The following is a 23686-nucleotide window of genomic DNA, read 5'->3' on the forward strand; positions in this document are numbered from 1 at the left end:
CACAACTCTTGACGCTCGATTCACACACCTGAAGCATGCGTCGCCAGGAGAGCGCTCCCACACCCCCACTCGTTCACTTCATGAACCAGGAGAGCCGCTGTGCCCCACCTCCCCACACCCCTGTCCCGACTGTCCCGGCGCCGGGTCCTCGGCGCGGCCGCCACGGCCGCGGTCCTGCCCGCCCTCGGCGCGGCCACCGCGTCGGCAGCGTCGACCGCGCAGGCAGCGTCGGACGCCGCCACACCCCGCGAGGCGCTGGCCGGCGGCGGCGACCTCGGCCCCAACGTGATCGTGTTCGACCCGTCCACACCCGGCATCCAGGCCAAGCTGGACGAGATCTTCGAGCAGCAGGAGTCGGCGCAGTTCGGCACCGGCCGCTACCAGCTGCTCTTCAAGCCCGGCACCTACAACGGGCTCAACGCCCAACTGGGCTTCTACACCTCGATATCCGGGCTCGGCCTCTCCCCCGACGACACCACGATCAACGGGGACGTGACCGTCGACGCCGGCTGGTTCAACGGCAACGCCACGCAGAACTTCTGGCGTTCGGCCGAGAACCTGGCGCTGGTCCCCGTGAACGGCACCAACCGGTGGGCAGTCGCCCAGGCCGCCCCGTTCCGCCGGATGCACGTGCGCGGCGGACTCAACCTCTCGCCCGACGGCTACGGCTGGGCCAGCGGCGGCTACATCGCCGACAGCCGCATCGACGGCAGCGTCGGACCGTACTCGCAACAGCAGTGGTACACCCGCGACTCGTCGGTGGGCGGCTGGCTCAACGCCGTCTGGAACATGGTCTTCTCCGGTGTCGAGGGCGCCCCCGCGCAGAGCTTCCCCGACCCTCCGTACACCACCCTCGACACGACCCCGGTCTCCCGCGAGAAGCCCTTCCTGTACCTCGACGGCGCCGACTACAAGGTCTTCCTGCCGGAGAAGCGGACGAACGCCCGCGGCACGACCTGGGGCAACGGCACCCCGCGCGGCACCTCGCTCCCGCTCGACCAGTTCTACGTGGCCAAGCCCGGCGACAGCGCCGCCACCCTCAACGCGGCGCTCGGCCAGGGCCTCCACCTCCTGCTGACCCCCGGCGTCTACCACCTGGACACGCCGGTCCAGGTGGACCGGGCGGGCACGGTCGTCCTCGGCCTCGGCTACGCGACCCTCGTACCGGACGGCGGGGCGACCGCGGTGAAGGTCGCCGACGTGGACGGGGTGCGGCTCGCCGGGTTCCTCGTCGACGCGGGGACCGTCAACTCCGCCACCCTGATCGAGGTCGGCCCGCAGGGCGCCGCAGCCGACCACTCCGCCGACCCGATCACCGTGCAGGACGTCTTCGTGCGGATCGGCGGCGCGGGCGCCGGCAAGGCGACCACCAGCATGGTGATCAACGCCCGGCACACCATCGTCGACCACACCTGGGTGTGGCGGGCCGACCACGGCGACGGCGTCGGCTGGGAGACCAACCGCGCCGACTACGGCGTCGTCGTCAACGGCGACGACGTGCTCGCCACGGGCCTGTTCGTGGAGCACTTCAACAAGTACGACGTGCAGTGGAACGGCGAGCGCGGGCGCACGATCTTCTTCCAGAACGAGAAGGCGTACGACGCGCCGAACCAGGCGGCGATCCAGAACGGGAACACCAAGGGCTTCGCCGCCTACAAGGTCGCCGACTCCGTGACGACGCACGAGGGCTGGGGACTCGGCTCGTACTGCTACTACAACGTGGACCCGACGATCGTCCAGGGACACGGGTTCGCCGCACCGAACACGCCCGGGGTGAAGTTCCACGACCTGCTGGTCGTGTCCCTGGGCGGCCAGGGCCAGTACGAGCACGTCGTCAACGACATCGGGGCCGCCACGTCGGGCACCTCGACCGTGCCGTCAACGGTGGTGTCGTACCCCTGACGGCCGGGGCCGCGCCCTGATCAGCGAGTCGTCGTGGACCCGCGCGCCGGGCAACCGGTGCCGGGCCGCGACCAGGGCCGCGTCGACGTCCCCGGTGCCGGTGGCGACGCAGAGCGAGTAGGCGATGTCCGCCATGCGGCGCCGGGCGTCCGGGCGTCCGCCTGCCGCGTCGAGCGTGCTGAGCGTCTCGTACTGGCGGACCAGATCGGTCAGCACGGCGGGGTGGGCCAGCAGCATGGATACGGGCTCCTTCTCGTCGGGGCTCGTCGGGGCTCGTCGGGACCGGTGCGGTCCCCCACCGGCTGCCCTGCCTGTCCGAGGTCAAACAGGCGGGGCGGACGGGGCCTTCAGTACGCCGCGGTGAAGCGGGCCCTGTGGTGCTCGGGCCGCTCGGCGGCGTCGAGCAGAGCCACCGCGAAGTCCTCCATGGAGATCGCCGAGACGCCGTCGGCATCGACGACCAGCTCGTCGGCGCCGAGCCGGTAGGACCCGGTGCGCACGCCCGGCTCCAGTTCGGCCGCCGGCGCGGCGTAGGCCCAGTCGACGTCGCGGGCCGTGGCGCGCAGGGCCTCGTACTGTTCGTTGCAGGCGAGGGCGATGGGCCGCAGGAACGCCGGGAAGCCGGGGGCGTCGACGAGGGCGGTGCCGGTCCCGGGCACGGTGAGTCCCGCGGCGCCGCCGATGAGCAGCAGCCGCACTCCGGTGGCGTGCAGTCCGCTCAGCAACGCCTCGGTGACGGCGACGAGTTCGGGCTCTCTGCCGGGTGCCGGGCGGGTCGCGGAGACGACCAGGTCCTGGCCGGCGGCGAGGGCCGCGACGGACCGCGGGTCCGCGGCGTCGCCGATCCGCGTCGTGGCGCCCGCGGGCAGGTCGGTGGCGCGGGCCGGGTCGCGGACGACCGCGGTGACCCGGTGGCCGCGGGCGAGTGCCTCGGCGACGACCCGGCGTCCGACGTTTCCGGCGGCTCCGAAGACGGTGATGTTCATGGGTGACGCTCCTGGTGATCGATCGAGGGACGACGGGAATCGGGCAGGGGACGACGGAGCCGGGGTCAGCGGGTGCGTTCCCAGGTCCAGACGGCGAGGGCGCCCGCCGCGAGGGCCGCGCCCAGGGTGCTCACTCCGGTCCAGCCGGCGGCGGCCCAGACGACGGAGGCGAGCGCGGAGCCGAGCGCGCCGCCGAGGAAGAAGCTCGTCATGAACGCCGAGTTGATGCGGCTGCGGGCCTCGGGGCGCAGTGCGTACAGCACGGTCTGGCTGCTGTTGAGGACGGCCTGCTGCCCGACGTTGAGGACGACGACGCCGATCGCGAGCCAGAACAGGGAGCTCTGCCCGGCGAGCAGCAGCAGCCAGCCGGTGACCAGCAGGGCGGCCCCGCCACCGGTGACCTTCTGTGCGTGGCCGCGGTCGCCGAGCCGGGCCGCGAAGGTCATCGTCACCACGCCCACGGCTCCGACCAGGCCGAACAGACCGATGGCGGGCGCGGACCAGTGGTACGGGGAGCCGGACAGCAGGAAGGTGAGCGCGGTGAGCTGGACGCTGTACGAGGCGAGGGAGAGGGCGCCGAGCAGGGCGCGGCGGCGCAGCACCGGCTCCTCGCGCAGCAGGGCGAGCGTGGAGCGGAGCAGGGCCGGATAGCGGAGCTCCGCGGTGACGGCGAGCTGGGGCAGCTTGCGGTGCAGGACGACGGCGGCGACCGCCATGAGCACGGCGAGGACCCAGTACGCGGTGCGCCAGCCGCCCAGTTCGGACAGTCCGCCCGCGGCGGTGCGGGCCAGCAGTCCGCCGAGCAGGACGCCCGACATGACGACGGCGACGACCCGGCCGCGGGTGTCGGCGGAGGCGAGGGCGGCGGCGTGGGCGACGACGACCTGGGCGCCGACCGAGGTGAGGGCGGCGAGGACCGTGCCCGCGAGGAGGACGGGGCCGCTCGGCGCCAGGGCGGAGACGGTGAGGAAGAGCGCGGTGGCGGAGAACAGCAGCACGGTGAGCCTGCGGCGGTCCAGCACGTCGCCGAGCGGGATCAGGAGCATCAGGCCGAGCGCGTATCCGGCCTGCGACGCGGTGACCACGAGGCCCGCCAGGACGCTGCCGAGGTGCAGGTCCCGGGAGATCAGGTCGAGCAGCGGCTGGGCCACGTAGTTGCCGGCGCAGGACAGTCCGGTGGCGACGGCCATGAGGAGGAGCAGGCTCCTGCGGGGGTCGGTGGTGCCGCTCGGAGTTGCCGGCTGCTGCTGGGCCGTTCCCGGCCGAATTCCCGTCTGTGTCATGGCAGTCAGCCTGCGCCCACCACCAACGATGAGTCCAACACATCCTTGTCATCCCAACGATCGCGAAGCACGATGGACGGCATGGAGCTGCAGCAGTTGCGCTACGTCGTCGCCGTCGCCGAGACCGGCGGGTTCACCCGGGCCGCCGAGCGGTGCCTGGTCGTGCAGTCGGCGCTCAGCCATCAGATAGGGAAGCTGGAGAAGGAGCTCGGCGCGCGGCTCTTCGAGCGGACCAGCCGCCGGGTGGCGCTCACCGCCGCCGGCGAGGCGTTCCTGCCGGCGGCACGGCAGGCCCTGGAGGCGGCGGAGCGGGCCAGGGCGGAGGTCGCCGCGGCCACCGGGGAGATCAGGGGCCGGCTGGCCATGGGGGCGATCGCGACGGTCACGGCGGTCGACGTACCGGGCCTGATGCGGGCGTACCACGACCGCTACCCGCAAGTGAGGATGCGGCTCATCGACGGGATGAGCGAGGCGCTGGTGCGCGGGGTCAGGGAGGGCGAGCTCGACCTGGCCTTCCTGGGCGTGCAGCCGTCGTTCCGTACCGACGATCCGGGTCTGGGCAGCCGGACGCTGGTGGTCGACCGGCACGTGGCGGTGGTCGCTCCCGACCATCCGCTGGCGGACCGGGCGGGCGGCGATCCGGTGCCGCTGGAGCGGCTCGCCGGCGAGGAGTGGGTGGACTTCCCCGCGGGGCTCGCGGCGCGGCTGCAGAGCGACGAGGCGTTCCAGGCCGCGGGGTTGCGCCGCGACGTGGCGTTCGAGGCCAAGGGCCTCGGCTTCCTCGCCGACCTGGTGCGCGGCGGGCTCGGGATCGCCCTGCTGCCGTCCCGGCTGGTGCCGCAGCTGCCGGGGCTCGCGGTGGTGCGGGTGGCGGGCGGGCCGGTGCGGGAGGAACGTCTCGTGTGGAGCGAGACGCGTCGCTCGCCCGCCGCCGCGGCGTTCCTGGACTCCGTGCCGGACGCCTCGGGGCGGACGGGAGTCTGACGCCGGCCCCAGGGCCTGTCTCCCGGGTCCCTCCTGCCCCGCGGGCGGACGGAGGGACCCGGGAGACGGGCCCTAGGCAGCCGCCTCCACCGCGAGGAGCGAGGCGTCGTCCTGGAGGCGGCCCTGCGCGTGGTGCAGCAGGTCGGCGGCGAGAGTGGCGGTGAAGGAGGCGAGCGGCACGGTGCCGATCTCGGCGGCGCGCTCGGCGAGCGGGTAGAAGGTGCCGGTGGCGTCCCTGGCCTCGGTGACGCCGTCCGTGTGCAGGAGCATGCGGTCCCAGGCGGTCCTGGGTATCGGCTGGGCCGCGCACCAGCCCTGGGCGAGGTCGAGCAGCCCGAGCGGCGGCGCCGGTGCGGGCACCGCGGCCGGGACCGCGCCGCCGCCGCGGATGAGCAGCGGCGGGGGGTGGCCGCAGCAGACGAGTTCGGCGGAGCCGTCCGGCGCGATGGTGACGAGGGTCGCCGTGATGAACCGGTCGGGCTCCTCGGAATGCGCGACGAGCGTGTGCAGCCGCACGGCGAGGACCTCCAACGACCGCTGCTGCGGGGCCGTTTCGCGCCAGGCGTGCAGCAAGGCGTCCGCGGTGCGGGACAGTTCGGGGCCCTTGCCCATCACGTCGCCGATGAGCAGCCGGGTGCCGAAGGGCGTGTCGACGACTCCGTGCACGTCGCCGCCACCGTCGTACGCGCCGCCCGGCGTGATCCGGCGGGCGCTGACGCTGAGGGTGCCGACGGTCTCCGGAAGCGAAGTGGTCGACGGCGGGCGGGCGGTCATGGGGGCCTTCCGGGGACGAGCCGGTCCAGCGGCTCCGGCGAGTGGGGGTGGGGCGACCGGTGCGATGACGGGGGAAGTGTAGTCAGCCGGACGCGGCGTGTGACGGATTCCTCGAAGTGCGCACATTCCTCGAAGCGCGCACACGATGCGCACGACGCCCTCCCCGCGGAGCGGGACGCTCCGCCACCACGGGCGGGGAGACAGTTTCCCATCTCTGTACGGGTCCGGGATGGTTCTCGCCCGAAGCGGTCCGCCCCCTGGCCGATTCCGTCTAGCGTGGCGGCGAAAGACAGCCGCAACCTTCCGAACCGCACGGAATGAGTGCCCCCATGAACCGCAGCTCCGGTCGCCGTATGCCGGGCGACCTCCCCGCCGAGGCCACCAGCTTCGTCGGGCGGCGGCGCGAACTGGCCCAAGTGGCCGAGGTGTTGACGCGGGCCCGGCTCGTCACCCTGACCGGCCCCGGCGGCGTCGGCAAGACCCGGACCGCGGTGCGCGCCGCGCACGAACTGCGCACCACGTTCGAGGCGGGGGTCCAGCTGGTCGAGCTCTCCGCGCTGCGCGACCCGGAACTGCTCGCCAACACCGTCGCCGCCGCCCTCGACCTGCCGGAACAGGCGGCGCGTCCCGCACTCGAGGTGATCGCCGACTTCCTGGAGGACAAGGACCTCCTGCTGCTGCTCGACACCTGCGAGCACCTGGTCGACGCCTGCGCGATGCTCTGCGACGAACTGCTGCGCGCCGCGCCCCGGTTGAGGATCGTGGCCACCAGCCGGCAGCCCCTTGACGTGGCCGGCGAGCACGTCCTCGCGATCGGTCCGCTGAGCGTGCCCGAGCTGTATCCCGGCGCCGCGGGGCAGGACTGCGACGCGCTCGCCCTGTTCGAGGACCGGGCGTCGGCGGCGGTCCCGGGCTTCACGGTGAGCGACGACAACCGGGCCGACGTGCTGGCCCTGTGCCGCCGTCTGGACGGGATCCCGCTCGCCATCGAACTCGCCGTGTCCCGCCTGCGGGTGCTCTCCCTGGACGAGATGCTGAGCCGCCTCGACGACCGGTTCCGGCTGCTCACGGGCGGGCGGCGCACCTCGGTACCGCGCCACCAGACGCTGCGTACGGCGATCGGCTGGAGCCACGACCTGTCGACCGAGCCGGAGCGGCTGCTGTGGGCCCGGCTCTCGGTGTTCGCCGGGGAGCTGAGTCTCCAGGCCGCCGAGTCGGTGTGCGCCGACGACGACGTGCTGCCGGTCGACGACGTGCTGACGTCGCTGATCGGACTCGTCGAGAAGTCGGTGGTGGTGCGGGTCGAGACGCCCGAGGGCACCCGGTACCGGATGCTCGACACGATCCGCGAGTTCGGTCTGGAGCAGCTCGCCTCGCTCGGCGGCGAGGAGCGCACCCGGCAGCGGCACCTCGCGTACTTCCTGGACGTGGCCCGGTGCTTCGACGAGGAGTGGACGGGCGACTCGCAGATCCCGCTGCTGCGCGCCCTGGTCCGCGACCAGGCCAACGTCCGGGTGGCCCTGGAGCACTGCGTGGCCTCGCCCCGGCTGCACTGCAAGGGGCTGGAGATGGCGACGGCTCTGTGGGGGTACTGGCACACCACGGGCCTGTTGACGGAGGGCCGCTACTGGCTGCGCCGTACGCTCGACGGCTGCCGCGACGAGACGCCCGTACGCGTCAAGGGCCTCTATCTGACCAGCTGGTACATGGACATCCAGGGCGAGCGCGGCAACAACGAGGACCTCCTCAAGGAGGCCGAGCGGATCGCCACCCACATCTCGGACCGGAACGGCGCGGCCTGGACGCTCGCCTTCCAGGCGCACCGCCGCTACTTCCTGGGCCGGATGGAGGGCTGCGCCGCCGACTTCGAGGAGGCCCGCACCCGGATGACGGCGCTCGGCGACGACACGGGCCTGCGGATGCTGGGCTTCTACGGCGGCTTCATGCTGATCATCTCCGGCGACCACGAGAAGGGCATCGCCTGGTGCGACGACTCGCTGGCGCGGGGCGCGGCGTATCCGGCGGAGCAGTGGGCGCGCAGCTGGGCGCTGTGGGTGAAGAGCGTGGGGCTGTGGCTCAAGGGCGAGCACGACGCGTCGGTCGAGTGCTCCCGCGAGGGCATCCGCAGCAAGGCGGCGCTGCACGACCTGATGGGGCTCGCCCACTTCGCGGAGGGACTCGCCTGGCACGCGGCGCAGTTGCGGCACTTCGAGCGGGTCGCCGTGCTGCAGGGCGCCGCCGACGCGCTGTGGCGGCGGGCGGCGAAGGAGGCCCGGTTCGGCATTCCGGCGCTGCACGAACTGCACGACCGGGCGGCCGGGCAGGCACGGGCCGCGCTGGGCGCCGACGGGTACCACGACTCGTTCGTCGAGGGCGGGCAGTTGCCGCTGGAGGTGGTGGTGGACCTGGCGCTGGATGACGAGACCGCGGCGGCACCCGACGTGCCGCCGCAGCGTTCGGGTCCCGCCGACGGGCTGACGCCCCGGGAGCGACAGGTCGCCGCGCTGGTGAGCGAGGGCCTCACCAACCGGGAGATCGCGGCGAAGCTCGTGGTGTCGAAGCGCACGATCGACTCCCATGTGGAGCACATCCTCACCAAGCTCGGCTTCACCTCGCGTTCGCAGATCGCCGCGCTGCACACCGGCCCGGGGTCGGAGTCACTCGTTCCGTCGTCCGAGGTCTGACGAAGCAGGTCGTCACGGGGCCTTCAGCGGCTACCGTGAGAGGCAGGCCCGAAGTCCCACGGAGGTCGGATGGGCGAGGACGGTGCACGGGGGGCCGGACCGGTGCCCCGACTGCGACTCGACGAACTGCTCGAAGAGCTCCAAGTACGGATCGACGCTGTGCGCGGTACCCGCAACCGCCTTCAGGGTCTGCTGGAGGCGGTGCTCTCCGTCGGTCAGGAGCTGAACCTCTCCCAGGTGCTGCGCCGCATCGTGGAGGCGGCCGTGGTGCTGGTCGACGCCGAGTACGGGGCGCTCGGGGTGATCGGTGAGGACCGGCGCAAGCTGTCGCAGTTCCTTCCGGTCGGCATCAGCGACGAACTCCGGTCGCAGATCGGTGACCTGCCGTCCGGGCACGGACTCCTCGGCGAGCTGATCCGGCACCCCGAGCCGCTGCGCCTGTCGGAACTCGCCGAGCACCCCGCGTCGTCGGGGTTCCCGCCGCACCATCCGCCGATGCACACGTTCGTGGGGGTGCCGGTGCGGGTGCGCGAGGCCGTGTTCGGGAACCTGTACCTGACGCAGAAGCGCGGCGGCGGCGACTTCGACGACGAGGACGTGGCGGTGCTCCAGACGCTGGGCGCCGCGGCGGGGGTCGCGATCGAGAACGCGCGGTTGTACGAGGAGGTCCAACTCCGCGAGCGCTGGCTGAAGTTGAGCGCCGAGTTCACCGGGAGCCTGCTGTCGGGCACCGAGGAGAGCGAGGTCCTGCGTCTGATGGTCGAGCGGGCCAAGGAGATCGCCGGGGCCGACCTCGGCGTGGTCGCACTGATCCTCCCGGACCAGGACGACCTGCACGAGACGCTCGCGCTCGGCCACCAGGCCGAGGTGCACGACGACGTGACGCTGCCGCGCAAGGGCACGTTCGCCGGTACGGCGCTGTCCGCGGGCGAACTGGTCACGTCCGACGACATCCGCAAGGACCCGCGGATCACCTACCAGCCGGCGCGCTGGGACGGCCTCGGACCGGCCGTCGCCGCGCCGATCGGCACGGCGGCCAGCGTGCGGGGCGTCCTGATGCTGGCCCGCAAGGCGGATTCGCAGCCGTTCTCCGCCGCCGAACTGATCCCGCTGGTCGGCTTCGCCGGGCAGGCCGCGCTCGCCCTCGAACTCGCCGACCGGCGGCGGGACACGGAGCAGATGAGCCTGCTTGAGGACCGCGACCGGATCGCCCGCGATCTGCACGACCTGGCGATCCAGCGGCTGTTCGCCACGGGGATGACGCTGCAGAGCGCGCAGCGGTTCGTACAGCACCCGGAGGCGGCCGAGCGGCTGATGCGGGCCGTGGACGACCTGGACACCACCATCAAGATCATCCGGTCGACCATCTTCGGCCTGCGCGAGCAGGACGCGCCGCCGACCGGTGCGGGGCTGCGGCTGCGCACGGTGCGGGCCATCGAGGAGGCGGCCCGGGTCCTCGGCTTCACCCCCGCGCTGCGCATGGAGGGCCTGCTCGACGTGGACGTGCCGCGCGCGGTCGCCGACGACGCGCTCGCGGTGCTCGGCGAGGCGCTGACGAACGTGGCCCGGCACGCGCGGGCGTCGTCGGCGGAGGTCGCCCTGACCGTACGGGGCCGGTCGCTGACGCTGGCCGTGGCGGACGACGGCATCGGCATCACGTCCGAGGCGGACTCGCACCGCAGCGGCCTCGCCAACCTCACGGCCCGCGCCCAGCGCCGCGGCGGCACCCTCACCGTCGGCCCGGGCAAGGGCGGCGGCACGCACCTGGAGTGGAAGGTCCCGCTGAACGAGGCGCAGCAGTGAGCCGCCGGGCCGGACGACGCACGAGCGCGGCGCCCGGCCCGGCCTCGCTCAGTCCAGTGCCTGCGGCAGTCGCGTGGCGATCACGGCGGCCTGGATGCGGCGTTCGACGCCCAGTTTCGCCAGGAGCCGCGAGATGTTGTTCTTCACCGTCTTCTCCGAGAGGAAGAGCCGGTGCCCGATCTGCCGGTTGGTCAGCCCCTCCCCCACCAGCGCGAGGATCTCGCGTTCGCGCACGGTGAGTTCGGCGAGCTGTCCCGTGGCCGGTTCGTCGCCGTTCTCGGTCTCGTCGTGCTCGGGCCCGCGCAGACTGCGCATCAGCCGGGCCGTCGTCGCCGGGTCGAGCATGGACTGGCCCGAGGCGACCGTGCGGACGGCGGAGACCAGGTCGGAACCCTTGATCTGTTTGAGGACGTAGCCGGACGCACCGGCCATGATGGCGTCGAGAAGTGCGTCGTCGTCGTCGAACGACGTCAGCATCAGACAGCTCAACTCCGGCAGCAGACCCTTGAGTTCACGGCAGATGGTGATGCCGTCACCGTCCGGGAGGCGGACGTCGAGGACGGCCACGTCGGGCCGCAGCGCCGGCCCCCTGGCGAGGGCCTGCGCGGCGGTGGCCGCCTCCCCGACGACCTCCATGTCGGGCTCGGCGCCGAGTAGATCGCGCAGGCCCCGACGGACCACCTCGTGATCGTCGAGCAGCAGAATGCGAATGGGACCGTCCGCGGAGAAACTGCGTGGTGGTGACGGCATGCGGACCCCCTCCGTTGTGGTGTCCCCTAGATCCTGGGGCCGGAGGGGGTGATCCGCCAGGGCCGAACGGCCCCGATCGCCGTGTCCTGCGGACCGTCATCCGTAGAGCAGTGCTCCCGACCCCTGGGGCGCGTACAGGTCGAGCAGCCGGGTCCGGGTGACGCTCAGCCGGTGGGCGAGCACGCCGCCGACCCACTGGGCGACGAAGGAGCCGAGGCCGGGGTCGGACGCGCACATCAGACGGACGGTGAAGGCGTCGAACTCGTCGGCCCGAACCGGCATCTCGGTCCGTGCGCCGAGCTGCCACACGTACGGAGGGAAGAGCCAGGACCAGCCGACGAGTTCGCCGCGGCCCAGCGATTCGACGACGGGCGACCGCTGTCCCGGTACCCGCATGTCGAGGGCGATGCTGCCGCTGCGCACGATCCAGAACCGGTCGGCGCGCGAACCCTCCTCGAAGAGCCGACGGTCCTGCGGGAAGGCCACCTCGCGGGCGATGCGCATCAGCCGGCCTCGGTGTTCCTCGGGCAGGGTCTGGCCCATGCGCGGAGCCGTGGTGGTCATGAGCGGCCTCCTTCCGGGGGCGCTGCACGACGGCCGGGAACGGTTCCCTCCGGTCACCCCGCCGCCGGGCCGGGAGTTACGTCGGCGTGTGGGCCGCGGCGGCGGGTCTCGCACCGTCCGGACTGCCGTCGTGCGATACCTCGACGATCGCCGCCCGGCGCTCGGGGGGACAGGGGCCGAACGGCTCCGGCCTGGGGGCCTGTCGGATCCCGTCAGATGGGGCGGCGCCGCCAGTCCGGTTCGACGCGGGCCCACTCGCGCTCCCACGCGGCGGACCGGCCGCGGTCCAGGGCCCCGCGCAGGACGAGCCGTACGGTCAGGGCGACGCCGAGGACGGCGGCGGTGACGAGGAACGCCGCGGCGAGGGTGTGGGCCCAGATGTCGTCGGTCCCCCAGGGCGGCGTGGTGACGGCACCGCTGCGGTCGAGCCACACGGCGGTGCCGTCACCCCGGTCGAGACCGGCCGGGACGGGGGCCAGGGCGGTGACCGTGCGGCCCGCCGGGTCGGTCCAGCGGACCGCGACCGGATACCGCTGGTCGTCCTGCGTGCCGCTGGCCGACGCCACGAAGTCCGGTGCGTCCTCGATGAGTTCGGCCCGGACGAGATGCCGGGAGACCACCTGCCGGCGTGCGTGCTCGCGGGCGTCGGCGTGGGCGCCCCAGCCGGTCAGTACGCCCGCCGCCGGGGCCACCAGGAGGGCCAGCACGCCAAGCAGCACCCCCGCCCATGCCTCGATCACGTCGGACCTGCGGCGCAGTGGATTGCCTGGGCGCCGTCCCGCGGACCTGCCCGTCACCATGGCCGCCTCCCTCCCGGGAGGTCCCACGCTCGCGTGCCGCCCGGGTCCCGGCACAGGGGCCGAACGACCCCTCGCACAGGGCCGGTTCGCCTCTCCCGGTGGGGGTGGCTCCGGTGGCACGGTCCGAGTCAGCGCGCGCCCTTGCAGCCCGGCTCGCCGCACCGGATCGGACGCCCGCTTCGCGAGGCCGGCACGAGTGACCACCCCCGTGCGTGGAACCCGTACCGGAGCACACCGTCCGCGTCACCGCCATGGAGAGGTAACCCGTCATGACCAGCACCCGCGTCCTGAGCGTCGGGACGGACGGTTCCCGCGAGAGTGCGGACGCCGCAGACTGGGCGGCCCGGGAGGCCCTGCGGCGCAGGCTGCCCCTGCGGCTCGTCCACGCCGACACCGGCGGCCCGGCGGAGCGGTCCGCCCCGCCGCCGCCGGACGTCGACCTGCCGGCCCGCAGCCTCCTCGACCGCGTCGCACTGCATCTCTCGTACGCCTACCCGGAGTTGGACATCGTCGCGCGGCGCAGGACCGCGCCGCCGGTGACCGCGCTCCTGGAGACGGCGGCGGTCTCCGAGTCCCTGGTGCTCGGTTCGCGCGGCTTCACGGGCTACTCGGGGTTTCTCGTCGGCTCGGTGGCGCTCGCCGTGACGGCCAGGTCGCTGCATCCGGTCGTCCTGGTGCGGGCGGGCGGCCTTCCGCAGGACGAGCGGACCACCGACGGGGACGGGTACCGGCCGGTGGTCGTCGGCGTCGACGTGACGACGCCCGCCGACGAGGTCCTCTCGTACGCCTTCGAGGCGGCGGCCCTGCGGGGGGCGCCGCTGCACGCGCTGCACGCCTGGACGCTGCCGCCGCTGCGCGGCAACACGCCGGGGGACGCGCTGCCCGGTGACGCGGCCCGCCGCGAGACGCTGCGCCGCAGGTCCCTGACGGAGGCGCTGCGGCCGTGGCGCACGAAGTACCGGGACGTGCCGGTCGTCGAGCGCCTCGTCTACGGGCAGCCCGGCCACCACCTCCTCAAGGCGTCGACCGACGCGAGCCTGACGGTGATCGGCCGCCGCGCCGACTCGCCCCATCTGGGCTGCACCGCGCACTCGGTGGTGCACCACGTGACGAGCCCGGTCGCGGTGGTCCCGCACACCTGACGGCGACTCGGTCCCCGAAGCAGACGACGGCCGCCCGCACTCCGTCGGCGAGAGCCGTCACCGTCACCGCGCGGCGGCGACCGGCACGGGGACCGGCGCCGGGCGACGCAGCGCGAGCGCGATGCCCGCCGCGACGACCGCGGCCCCCGCCGCCGCGTACCAGCCCTGCCGGAACGCGGTCGACGCGGCCCGCGCCGTGGCGGGAGCGCCGAGCACGGTGACGGTCACGGCGACGCCGAGCACGGAGCCGGTCTGACGGGCCATGGTGGTGAGCGCGGAGCCGGTGGCGAAGCGGTCCGACGGCAGCGCGGTGGCGGCGGCGCCGACCAGCGTGGGCAGGGCGAGCCCCACGCCGATCCCGGTGATCAGCATGCCGGGCAGGAATCCGGTGGCGTACCGCGGCACGGTGTCGGCGCCCACCGCCCACCACACGAGCCCGGCCGCGAACAGCAGACAGCCCGCCGCGGCCGTCCCGCCGGCGCCGAGGCGGCGCACGACGGGCCCGGAGGTGACGGCGAGGACGGGGACGACCAGCGGGCCCGGCGCGATGGCGAGCCCGGTGCGGATCGCCGACCAGCCCCACACCTGCTGGCACCAGAGCACGGCGGTGAGCAGCATCGCCGCGAACGCGACGGTGAACAGGAGCGCCGCCACGGTCGCGACGCCGAAGGCGGGGATCCGCAGCAGCGGCAGCTCCACGACCGGCGCGGGGTGCCGGGCCGACCGCCACCGGAAGGCGGCCACGAGGCCGAGCGCCACCGCGAGCGTCCCCGCGAAGCGGCCCGAACTCCAGCCCCAGTCCTGCGCCTTGACGAGCGCGAGGGCGAGGGCGCCGATCGCGCCGGTGAGCACGGCCGCGCCGGGCAGATCGGGCAGCGGGCCCGAGCGGTCCGGCCGGTCGGCGGGCAGCGCCCGCGCCCCCGCGACGAGCCCCGCGACACCGACGGGCACGTTCACCAGGAACACCCAGCGCCAGTCGGCCTCGACCAGGAGTCCGCCGACGACCGGTCCGAGTCCGGCGGCGATGCCGCCGATCGCGGCCCAGGACCGGACGGCGCGCGGCCGTCGCTGTGCGGGGGTGGCGACGAGCAGCAGGGCGAGCGACGTCGGCATCAGCGCGGCGGCGCCCGCGGCCTGCACGGCCCGGGCCGCGATCAGCCAGCCCACGCCCGGTGCGAGCGCGCACAGCACCGACGCCGCCGTGAACACGGCGAGCCCGAGCAGGAATCCGCGCCGGTGCCCGTACCGGTCGGCGAGGCGGCCCGCCGGGACCAGCAGCGCCGCGAAGACGATCGCGTACGCGTTGAGGACCCACGACAGGGAGGCGAGGGACGCGCCGTCGAAGGAGGCGCCGAGCGCAGGCACCGCGACGTTCACGATGAACAGGTCCAGGTTCACGACGAAGACGCCGGCGGAGACGATCCACACGGTGAGTGAGTTTGATTTTCCAACTGTCATGGCGGTGAACGTAGCGTGCGCCGCGCCGACCGCACAACCGCGCCCGCGCAGCGATGAGTACAAGCCCCGCCTGGAGTCGTATTCAGTGACGACTTCAGTGACAGCTTCAGCACCGGCTCCCGAACCGACGTCAGTACCGACCCGAGCGCCTCTCCGGCGCCGGACCAGGAGGTGCCCCATGTGTTCCCACCAGCCGCCGTGCCCGTCCGCCGACCGCCCCGACCGCGACGCCGCACGCATCGTCGCCGCCCACCCCGAGCAGGGCTGGAACCTGCTCTGCAACGGCACGATCGTCTTCGACGACACCGGCGAACTGCTGCCGGGCGGCAGCGCCCTGGCACCCGTGCGGCCGGTGTGGCCGACGATGTCCCTCGCGGCCTGAAACGATCGCTCCGCTTCGACGCGGAGCCCCAAGATCAACAAGACTGCGCAGCATGAAATTCGGCGTGAACCTCCTCAACTTCGGCTCCGGCACGACCCCCGAGAGCCTGGTCCGGCAGGCCACGGACGCCCGTGACCTCGGCTTCGCCTTCGCGATGATCTCGGACCACATCGCGGTGACCCCGGACGTGCACGCGGTCTATCCCGCCCCGTTCTACGACCAGTTCCTGCTCGCCGCGCATCTCGCGGGCCGCGTCCCCGGCCTGACGCTCGGCACCACGATCACCGTGATCCCGTACCGGCACCCGCTCCAGACGGCCCGACTCGCCGCGAACGTCGACCAGTTGACCGACGGCGGCTTCATCCTCGGTGCCGGCGTCGGCTGGTCAGCCGCCGAGTACCGCGCGCTCGGCGTCCCGTTCGAGGAGCGCGGCGCCATCACCGACGAGTACCTCACGGCGATCCGCGCCGCCTGGACGCAGGACCCCTGCGACTTCCAGGGCCGGTACGTCTCGTTCGAGGGCATCAGGACCGCGCCCGCGCCCGCCTCCACCCCGCACGTACCGGTGTGGGTGGGCGGCGACTCCCCGGCGGCGCTGCGCCGGGCCGCGCGGCTCGGCGAGGCGTGGCACCCCTTCCGGCCGACCCTCGCGGCACTGCGCGCACAGCTCCCCCGGCTCGCGGAGGAGGCCGGGCGGGCGGGGCGCCCGGTGCCGGAGTTCACCCCGCGGATCCAGCTGGCCGTGGGCGCGGTCCCGGACACCGAGGACCGGCCGCTCGGCCACGGCAGCATCGACCGGATCCGTGCCGACGTGGAGGTCCTGGCCGAACTCGGCGCCACGCACGTCCTGTTCGACACCTACCCGGGCGACCCCGCGGCGCGGGGCAGCGCCGACGACGACCGGCGGGTCCTGGAGCTGCTGGTCGAGAAGGTCATCGGCGCCGCCGCGCTCACCAGCTGACGAGCAGTGTCTGCGGCCCCCGGATGAACCCCTTGCTCTGCCACCGCGTGTCGGCCGGGTCCCCGGCCAGCCGCAGGCCGGGGAAGCGGGCGAGCAGGCCCGCCAGCATCACCTCGGACTCCATCCTGGCCAGCATCGCGCCGATGCAGTGGTGCGGCCCGTGCCCGAAGGAGAGGTGCGCCGTCCCGGCCCGGTCGAAGTCGACCGTGTCCGGCTCGGCGAAGACGTCGGGGTCCCGGTTGGCCGCGAGGTACGAGGCGTAGACGGCCTCGCCCTGCCGGATCAGCACGCCGCCGACCTCCACGTCCTCGGTGGCGATCCGGGGCAGGCCGACGCCGTTGCGGTGCGGGATGTGCCGCAGGAGTTCGTCGACCGCCTGGGGCACGAGCTCCGGCTCGGCGCGCAGCCGGTCCGCGAGTTCGGGCCGGGTGAGCAGCGTGTAGACCATGTTCGCGCTGTTGTTGCGGACCGCGTGGGCGCCGCTGACCAGGACGGCCGTGGCCAGGGAGACGGCTTCCGCCTCGCTGATCTCGCCGGCCGCCTCGGCGCGGGCGAGGACCGAGGCGAGGTCGTCGTCCGTGCTGCCGCGCCGGTCGGCGAGCAGCTCCACGATGTACTGCCGCATCCGTTCCTTGGCGGCCTCGCTGGACTTGGGCCCCGGGCCCGCCGAGAGGATCACGTCCGGCCAGTCCGCGAGGCGCGCCCGGTCCTCGGCCGGCACCCCGAGCAGATCGCTCACCACGGCGAGCGGGAACGGGCCGTGCAGGTGCGCCACCAGGTCGGCGGGCGGGCCCGCCTCCTCCATGGCGTCGAGCAGTCCGGCCGCCGTGCGCTCGGCGAGCGGCCGCAGCCCCTTCATGGTGCGGCCGGTGAACGCCTTGGTCATCACCTTGCGCAGCCGGGTGTGGTCCGGCGGGTCCGCGTAGTTGAGGCCGACGGTGGCGGCGACGCGGTGCGCCATCATGCCGTTGACCTCACGCCCGACGAGCGCGGACCGGCTGAACCGGGGATCGGACGTGACCAGGCGGACGTCCGGGTAGCGGGTGACGAGCCAGGCGTCCCGCTCCGTCCCGAACGGCATGCGCACCCGCGCCACCGGTTCCTCGCGCAGCACGTCGGCGAGCAGCGGGTCGAAGGTGAGCGCGGGCAGGTCCTCCAGGGCCCAGGCGCGGACGGGCCGGTCACCGCCGACCGGTTCCGGTCCCGCCAGGTCCTCGCGTACGGTCTTCTCGTTCACGCGCCCATGCCTTCCCCGGGGTGTCCGCGGGGCAACGCCGGTGCGTCCGATCGGGTGTTCCCACTACGCAAACAGGGTGCAAGGCTTGCGCTAATCTTGCGTTCCATGACGCGCAGACTTGCTCAGGTGGCGAAGAAGGTCGGGGTCAGCGAGGCCACGGTCAGCCGGGTGCTCAACAACAAGCCGGGCGTCTCGGAGGCGACCCGCCAGTCGGTGCTGACCGCGCTCGACGTGCTCGGCTACGAGCGGCCCACGCAGTTGCGCGGCGAGCGCGCCCGGCTGGTCGGACTCGTCCTGCCGGAGCTGCAGAACCCGATCTTCCCGGCGTTCGCCGAGGTGATCGGCGGCGCGCTCGCACAGCAGGGGCTCACGCCGGTGCTGTGCACCCAGACCAAGGGCGGCGTGTCCGAGGCGGACTACGTGGAGCTGCTGCTCCAGCAGCAGGTCTCCGGCGTCGTCTTCGCGGGCGGACTGTTCGCGCAGGCCGACGCCGAGCACGGGCACTACCAGCGGCTGGCCGAGCGCAACGTGCCGGTGGTGCTCGTCAACGCGTCCATCGAGCAGCTCGACTTCCCATGCGTGGCCTGCGACGACGCGGTCGCGGTCGAGCAGGCGTGGCGGCACCTGGCCTCGCTGGGGCACGAGCGGATCGGCCTGGTGCTCGGCCCGCACGACCACATGCCCTCGCAGCGCAAGCTGGCCGCGGCGCGCGCCGCGGCCGCATCGCTGGGCAGCGAGCTGCCCGACGACGCGGTGGAGCGGGCCCTGTTCTCTTTGGAGGGCGGGCACGCGGCGGCGGCCCGGCTGCTGGCCCGCGGCATCACGGGCGTCATCTGCGCCAGCGACCCCCTGGCCCTCGGCGCGGTCCGCGCCGCGCGCCGCGCGGGCCGTTCGGTGCCCGGCGAGGTCTCGGTGGTCGGCTACGACGACTCGGCGTTCATGAACTGCACGGAGCCGCCCCTGACGACGGTCCGCCAGCCGATCGAGGCGATGGGCCGGGCCGCGGTCGAGCTGCTGGTCGCGCAGATCCAGGGCAGCACGGTGCCGCCCGGCGAGCTCCTCTTCGAGCCCGAGCTGGTGGTCCGCGGCTCGACCGGGCAGGCACCCGCGGACGCGTGACGGACCCGTGGCCGGCACACCGCCGGACCGTCCGGAGACGCTTCGCTTTTTGCGCGGAATGCGCGACAACGTGCACATGCCCGTCGCCCGACCCACCCGGGCGCCCTGGCGCCACCGGCCCTCGCGCGGCACCGAGGATCCGCTCCCGCGGCGTAGGCCGCACTACGCCGATCGACCCCCGTCCAGCGATCGCACGTATGAGCCTGGCATACGCATCACCCGGCCACGCGTTCGACCGCGGCACCCTTCGGAGCCGTCCGCGAGGACTACGGCATATGCCAGAAGCACCACCGCATCGTGTATGGCGAAATGCCTTACGAGGCCAGGCGGCCTGTGCCAGAGTCTGTAGCGGTCCTTCCGTCAGCCTTGGCCACCCGTGCCTGCATCGGAGTTCGTCATGCCGCCCCATGTCTTCGCGGACCGCCCCACCGGCCAGCCGCCGGAGCGAGGCACGGTCGACGCGCTGATCACGCAGACCCGCCGTCTGCTCGGCGACGTCGACGCGGTCCGGCGCGAGAAGACGGGCACCACGGTCGACGCGACCGACCCCGAGGCCCGCTGGCAGCGCGCCCTGTACGAACTGGCGGTGCACCAACTCAACGACCTGGACCGGCACTTGGCCCAGCTGCGGGACGGTCCGGCCACCCGCGAGAACGTGCCGCCCCAGCGGGCCGGCGCCGAATCGAGAACCGGCTCGCTGATCAGCCGGGTCGGCAGCGCCGAATGGAACCTGCTGACCGACGAGGCCAGTTGGTCCGGCGAGCTCTACCAGATCCTCGGCCGCGACCCGGCCGCCGCCCCCCTCACCCTCGACGAACTGCCCGCCGTGGTGCACGCCGACGACCAGCCGAAGCTGACCGCGATGGTCACCGACTGCCTGATCGACGGCAAGCCCATCGACGGCGAGTTCCGCATCGCGCGCGCGGACGGCTCCGTGCGCACCGTGCACATGATGGGCGAGCCCGTGCTCGACGCCGACGGCTCGACCGCCTCGATGTGGGCGGTCGTGCGGGACGTCAGCGAACTGCGCCGCAGCCAGCGCGCGGTGAGCGAGACCCGTGACTCGCTCCAGCGCCAGCGGCACATCGCGCAGACCGAGCACCGGCTCGCGGTCGAGTTGCAGGAGGCCGTGCTGCCGCCGTGGCGTGGCTCCCTGCGGCTCCCGCACGGCGGCCCCGGCGGTCTCGACCTCGCCGCCCGCCACCTCCCCGCCACGACCGGCTCCCCGATCGGTGGCGACTGGTACGACGCACTCGAACTGCCCGACGGACAGACCCTGTTGACCGTCGGCGGGCTCACCGGACACGGCGTCGCCGTCACCTCCGGCATGGCCATGATGCTCGGTGCGGTCCGCGGCATGGCCGTCTCCGGCACCCGTCCCGCCGAGCTGCTCGGCTGGCTCAACCACCTCCTCGACTCTTCCGCGCAACCCTCCCTCGGCAGCGCCCTGTGCTGCCGCTACGACCCGGCGGCCCGCACACTGGCGTGGGCGCAGGCGGGACACCCCGCCCCGCTGCTGTTCCGCGACGGGACGGGGTGTGCGCTCACGCCGCCCGAGGGCGTACTGCTCGGCGCCACCACCGGCGCCGCGTACGGGCAGGCCGAGGAGACCCTGCGCAGCGGCGATCTGCTGCTGCTGCACACCGACGGCCTGGTGCCACGGCGCGGCGAGACCGCTGCCGCGGGCCGGCTGCTCGCACTGGCACCGCGCCTGACCGAGGCCCGTGACGCACAGGAGTGCCTGAGCGTGATCATGGACGAGTTCGGTGTGGGCGAGCGCGAGGACGACGCCTGTGTGCTCGTCGCCAGGATCGGCTCCTGAGTCGGTCCCTGGCGGCGTACGGGTACTCGGTCGATCTGCTCCGGTACGGAGCCAGGGCTACGCCTGCATGCGCTTCCCCGGCACCCTCGGCAGCGCCAGCTTGATCTCCTGACGCAGGTCCTCGATCTTCGGGTAGCCGGCGTAGTGCCCGGTGAGCCGGTACATCTCACGCAGCCGGTCCCAGGTGCGATGGGACGAGTTCGACCCCATCGACGAGAGCGCCAACCGCGCGTACCGGTCCGCCTGTTCGGGGTCGTCGGCGATGAAGCACGCCGACGCCATCGACAGGTGGTCGAAGATCTTCGAACGGTCGCGGCCGCCCGCGCGCAGCGCGAGGGCCTCCTTGGCGTGCCGCTGCGCGATCACGGCGGCACCGGGCTCGTGCTCGGCGAGGGTGCGGTAGGCGAGGGCCTGCATGCCGTGCAGGTCCGCCTCGTCGAACATCTGCATCCAGCTCGGCGGTGGCACGTCACCCTTGTCCGAGACGAAGAGGTCCTCCGCCTCGCCGAGGGTGCGACGCATCGCCTGCCCCTTGCCCATCGACGCCTGTGCCCAGGCCTCGATGGTGTAGAGCATGGCCCTGGTCCGCGGCAGCACCGCGTCCCCCGAGCCGGACTTGGCGAGCTTCATCAGGTCGAGCGCCTCGTCGGGCGCGCCCAGGTGGATCTTCTGGCGGGCGGCCCTGGACAGGGCCTCGCCGGCCCGGGGCCGGTCGCCGCCCTCGCGCGCGGCGTGCGCGGCGATGACGAAGTACTTCTGGGCCGTGGGTTCGAGGCCGACGTCGTGGGACATCCAGCCCGCGAGGACGGCGAGATTGGCGGCGACACCCCAGAGGCGCCGCTGCAGGTGGTCGGGGTGGCGGTAGGAGAGCATTCCGCCGACTTCGTTGAGTTGGCCCACGACTGCCTTGCGCTGCAACCCGCCGCCGCGGGAGGCGTCCCAGGCCCGGAACACCTCGACCGAGCGCTCCAGTTCCTCGATCTCCTGCGACCCGATGGGGGCGGCCTCGTAGCGGTCGAACCCAGCGGGGTCGGCGTGCAGGGGATCAGCGGAACGGGGGGCGTCGGCCACGAGGGCCGGGTCGGTGTGCAGCCAGTCGTGCATGGCGCTGCTGAGTGCGGATCCTGCGGCGAGCGCGGCACCCGCGCCCACCAAGCCGCGTCGGTTGAGCATGAGGTCCATTCCCGTGAATTCGGTGAGGACCGCAGCTGTCCGCTCGGGCGCCCACGGCACTCCGTCGGGGCCCTGTTGTTCCAGGCCCCCGGCGCCTTGCCGTTTCCCCGTGCGCCCGTGCCGGACGAGACCGAGATCCTCGATGGTCACGACACGGCCGAGTCGCTCGGTGAACAGAGCCGCCAGCACCCGTGGCACCGGATCGCGCGGGATCTCTCCCATGTCGATCCAACGCCGCACCCGCGAGGTGTCGGTCGCCAGCTGCGGGTGGCCCATGGCCGCCGCCTGCCGGTTGACGAGTCGCGCGAGCTCCCCCTTGGACCAGCCGGCGAGGCCGAACAGGTCGTTCAGGCGGGTGTTGGGTTGTCCGTTCACGTAAGCCCCCAGGTTCTCGGCTGAGTTGACAGTAGCCCTCTGTCAGTTGCTGAGCGACTATTCGCCATGGTTCGCCAGGGTGCGCCAGCTGTTGTGCCTCTGGCCCTCGGGTGTCAGGTAGGAATGCGCCACCCCGACCCGGTCGCCGCAGGGCATTCCCCAGGGTGTACCGAATCGGCCGGGCCGGGCGGCGCAGCAACTCGTCGGCACGCGAAGGGATCTGTATCTCCCATGTACACAGCATCGTCCTCCGTGTCCGCCCCGCCCCGGCCGCTGCGTCCCGCCCGTCCGGCGGTCCCCGGCAGCGGCCCGTACCTCGACCCCGCGCGGACCGCCGCCCCGGCGCTCGGTGGCGTCGGCAGGACTCGGCGCGTCCCGGGGCTCGGCACGCAACCCCTCAGCGGGAGACTCGACTTGTCCGGCCCTCAGGGCGCCCAGCTGCGCACGGCGATCGCCTCGGTGCACCGGATCTGCCCGGAGTTCCATCCGGTGCAGGTGCTGCGCCGCAGCCCGCGCTCCGTGCTGCTCGTCGGTACGACAGGGCGCAGCACCGCCGTAGCGAAGTGTTTACTGGATCACTCCCCCGTGTGGGCTGAGCGGGTCCGGCACGAGATAGCCGCATACCGTTCGTTCGTCCGACACCGGCCGCCGGTGCGGGTCCCGCGTCTGATCGCGGCCGACCCGGACAACGGCACGCTGGTGATCGAGCGGATGCCCGGCCGGGTGGCGGCCCTGCAGCGCCACCCGGTCGAGGCACCGCCGCGGGCGGACGTGCGCGCCGCGCTCGGCGCGATCTGCCGGCTGAACCAGTGGCGGCCGCCGGCGGGCACCTTCGAGGCGCCACTGGACTACGCGGAGCGGATCAACAGGTTCCATGAGCTGGGCCTGCTGACCGACCGCGACATGGGGGACCTGCAGAAGCTGCTGCACGGCATCGCGCACACGTCGGGCCGGGGTGGCATGGGCCAGTTCTGCCACGGCGACGCGCTGCTGTCGAACATCCTGCTCTCCCCCGCGGGTCCGGTCCTGGTGGACTGGGAGCACGCCGGCTGGTACCTGCCGGGCTACGACCTGGCGACGCTCTGGACGGTCCTGGGCGACTCCCCGGTCGCGCGCCGGCAGATCAGCCAGCTCGCGCAGTCCGGCGGCCCGGCGTCCCGGGACGCGTTCCTGGTCAATCTGATGCTCGTCCTGACCAGGGAGATCCGTACCTACGAGACGGCCGTGCAGCGTTCCATGCACGAGCAGACCCCGGCGGCACCGACTCAGGCCCATCCCGGTGCTGCGCCGTCCGGCGAGGAGCAGCGGCTGTTGCTGCGCCGCCTGCACGACGACTGCAACATGGCCCGAAGGGCGGTCCGTGCGGCAGTCGGCACTCGCTGACGGGGACGGGGATCCGCGGTGCGCCCGGGAGGAAGTCGGCGCACCGCGGATCTTTGTGTCGCCCGGCCGCCGCACCGTCCAGAGGTCCACACCACTGACGCGTC

20 protein-coding genes are annotated in these 23686 nt (G+C 73.3%); 10 read left to right on the top strand and 10 right to left on the bottom strand.

Annotated features, from left to right (window positions below; all coding sequences use genetic code 11):
• Window positions 1–99: 99 nt before the first annotated feature.
• Window positions 100–1902, top strand: coding sequence for a coagulation factor 5/8 type domain-containing protein (locus RBJ77_RS53310; protein ID WP_372351621.1), 1803 nt, complete (start codon window positions 100–102; stop codon window positions 1900–1902).
• Here RBJ77_RS53310 and RBJ77_RS53315 read toward each other — a convergent pair.
• The 3 genes from RBJ77_RS53315 to RBJ77_RS53325 all read right to left on the bottom strand — a co-directional run bounded on the left by RBJ77_RS53315 (window position 1879) and on the right by RBJ77_RS53325 (window position 4171).
• A complete protein-coding gene (locus tag RBJ77_RS53315) occupies window positions 1879–2139 on the bottom strand; it encodes a DUF5133 domain-containing protein (RefSeq protein WP_255974611.1) in 261 nt (86 codons plus the stop codon). The genes RBJ77_RS53310 and RBJ77_RS53315 overlap by 24 nt on opposite strands.
• Window positions 2140–2249: 110 nt before the next feature.
• Window positions 2250–2888, bottom strand: a complete 639-nt coding sequence (locus RBJ77_RS53320; RefSeq protein WP_372351622.1) for an NAD(P)-dependent oxidoreductase — start codon at window positions 2886–2888, stop codon at window positions 2250–2252.
• 65 nt (window positions 2889–2953) lie between these two features.
• Complete coding sequence (locus tag RBJ77_RS53325) at window positions 2954–4171, bottom strand: MFS transporter (RefSeq protein ID WP_372351623.1); 1218 nt, start codon at window positions 4169–4171, stop codon at window positions 2954–2956.
• An 81-nt stretch (window positions 4172–4252) separates the two neighbouring features.
• On the opposite strand from RBJ77_RS53325, the gene RBJ77_RS53330 reads away from it, so the two are divergent.
• The gene (locus RBJ77_RS53330) at window positions 4253–5155 is read left to right on the top strand and encodes a LysR family transcriptional regulator (protein WP_372351624.1); all 903 of its coding nucleotides are present in this window, start codon (window positions 4253–4255) and stop codon (window positions 5153–5155) included.
• 72 nt (window positions 5156–5227) lie between these two features.
• Here RBJ77_RS53330 and RBJ77_RS53335 read toward each other — a convergent pair whose 3' ends face one another.
• Window positions 5228–5929 carry a PP2C family protein-serine/threonine phosphatase gene (locus RBJ77_RS53335; protein WP_372351625.1) on the bottom strand — a complete coding sequence of 234 codons (702 nt, stop codon included), beginning with the start codon at window positions 5927–5929 and terminating at the stop codon, window positions 5228–5230.
• A gap of 329 nt (window positions 5930–6258) precedes the next feature.
• Here RBJ77_RS53335 and RBJ77_RS53340 point away from each other — a divergent pair, with 329 nt between their 5' ends.
• Window positions 6259–8613, top strand: a complete 2355-nt coding sequence (locus RBJ77_RS53340; RefSeq protein WP_372351626.1) for a LuxR C-terminal-related transcriptional regulator — start codon at window positions 6259–6261, stop codon at window positions 8611–8613.
• Between the two features lie 69 nt (window positions 8614–8682).
• Window positions 8683–10416 (top strand): GAF domain-containing protein, encoded by a 1734-nt coding sequence (locus RBJ77_RS53345; RefSeq protein WP_372351627.1) that lies wholly within the window; start codon window positions 8683–8685, stop codon window positions 10414–10416.
• A 48-nt stretch (window positions 10417–10464) separates the two neighbouring features.
• Here RBJ77_RS53345 and RBJ77_RS53350 read toward each other — a convergent pair whose 3' ends face one another.
• The 3 genes from RBJ77_RS53350 to RBJ77_RS53360 form a co-directional block, all read right to left on the bottom strand.
• Window positions 10465–11166, bottom strand: coding sequence for a response regulator (locus tag RBJ77_RS53350; RefSeq protein ID WP_372351628.1), 702 nt, complete (start codon window positions 11164–11166; stop codon window positions 10465–10467).
• Window positions 11167–11262: 96 nt separating this feature from the next.
• Entirely contained in the window at window positions 11263–11730 is a 468-nt protein-coding gene (locus tag RBJ77_RS53355; RefSeq protein WP_372351629.1) for a Crp/Fnr family transcriptional regulator, read from the bottom strand.
• Window positions 11731–11942: 212 nt separating this feature from the next.
• The gene (locus RBJ77_RS53360) at window positions 11943–12530 is read right to left on the bottom strand and encodes a hypothetical protein (protein ID WP_372351630.1); all 588 of its coding nucleotides are present in this window, start codon (window positions 12528–12530) and stop codon (window positions 11943–11945) included.
• Between the two features lie 269 nt (window positions 12531–12799).
• Here RBJ77_RS53360 and RBJ77_RS53365 point away from each other — a divergent pair, with 269 nt between their 5' ends.
• Entirely contained in the window at window positions 12800–13672 is an 873-nt protein-coding gene (locus tag RBJ77_RS53365) for a universal stress protein (RefSeq protein WP_372351631.1), read from the top strand.
• Between the two features lie 63 nt (window positions 13673–13735).
• Here RBJ77_RS53365 and RBJ77_RS53370 read toward each other — a convergent pair whose 3' ends face one another.
• Complete coding sequence (locus RBJ77_RS53370; RefSeq protein ID WP_372351632.1) at window positions 13736–15130, bottom strand: MFS transporter; 1395 nt, start codon at window positions 15128–15130, stop codon at window positions 13736–13738.
• 178 nt (window positions 15131–15308) lie between these two features.
• Here RBJ77_RS53370 and RBJ77_RS53375 point away from each other — a divergent pair, with 178 nt between their 5' ends.
• Window positions 15309–15512 (top strand): DUF5999 family protein, encoded by a 204-nt coding sequence (locus RBJ77_RS53375; protein WP_255968949.1) that lies wholly within the window; start codon window positions 15309–15311, stop codon window positions 15510–15512.
• Window positions 15513–15564: 52 nt separating this feature from the next.
• The gene (locus RBJ77_RS53380) at window positions 15565–16473 is read left to right on the top strand and encodes a TIGR03619 family F420-dependent LLM class oxidoreductase (protein WP_372351633.1); all 909 of its coding nucleotides are present in this window, start codon (window positions 15565–15567) and stop codon (window positions 16471–16473) included.
• On the opposite strand, the gene RBJ77_RS53385 is transcribed toward RBJ77_RS53380, so the two are convergent.
• Entirely contained in the window at window positions 16463–17710 is a 1248-nt protein-coding gene (locus tag RBJ77_RS53385; RefSeq protein ID WP_372351634.1) for a cytochrome P450, read from the bottom strand. The two genes, RBJ77_RS53380 and RBJ77_RS53385, sit on opposite strands and share 11 nt — an antisense overlap.
• A gap of 105 nt (window positions 17711–17815) precedes the next feature.
• On the opposite strand from RBJ77_RS53385, the gene RBJ77_RS53390 reads away from it, so the two are divergent.
• Window positions 17816–18829: a LacI family DNA-binding transcriptional regulator gene (locus RBJ77_RS53390; RefSeq protein ID WP_372351635.1), complete on the top strand. Its 1014-nt coding sequence runs from the start codon at window positions 17816–17818 to the stop codon at window positions 18827–18829.
• A gap of 397 nt (window positions 18830–19226) precedes the next feature.
• Complete coding sequence (locus tag RBJ77_RS53395) at window positions 19227–20651, top strand: PP2C family protein-serine/threonine phosphatase (protein ID WP_372351636.1); 1425 nt, start codon at window positions 19227–19229, stop codon at window positions 20649–20651.
• Between the two features lie 57 nt (window positions 20652–20708).
• On the opposite strand, the gene RBJ77_RS53400 is transcribed toward RBJ77_RS53395, so the two are convergent.
• Window positions 20709–22199, bottom strand: coding sequence for a hypothetical protein (locus RBJ77_RS53400; protein ID WP_372351637.1), 1491 nt, complete (start codon window positions 22197–22199; stop codon window positions 20709–20711).
• Window positions 22200–22430: 231 nt separating this feature from the next.
• Here RBJ77_RS53400 and RBJ77_RS53405 point away from each other — a divergent pair, with 231 nt between their 5' ends.
• Window positions 22431–23582 carry an aminoglycoside phosphotransferase family protein gene (locus RBJ77_RS53405; RefSeq protein ID WP_372351638.1) on the top strand — a complete coding sequence of 384 codons (1152 nt, stop codon included), beginning with the start codon at window positions 22431–22433 and terminating at the stop codon, window positions 23580–23582.
• Window positions 23583–23686 lie beyond the last annotated feature (104 nt).

Origin of the sequence: Streptomyces sp. KL116D, assembly GCF_030766975.1 — a bacterium.
Classification (GTDB): Bacteria; Actinomycetota; Actinomycetes; order Streptomycetales; family Streptomycetaceae; genus Streptomyces; species Streptomyces longispororuber_A.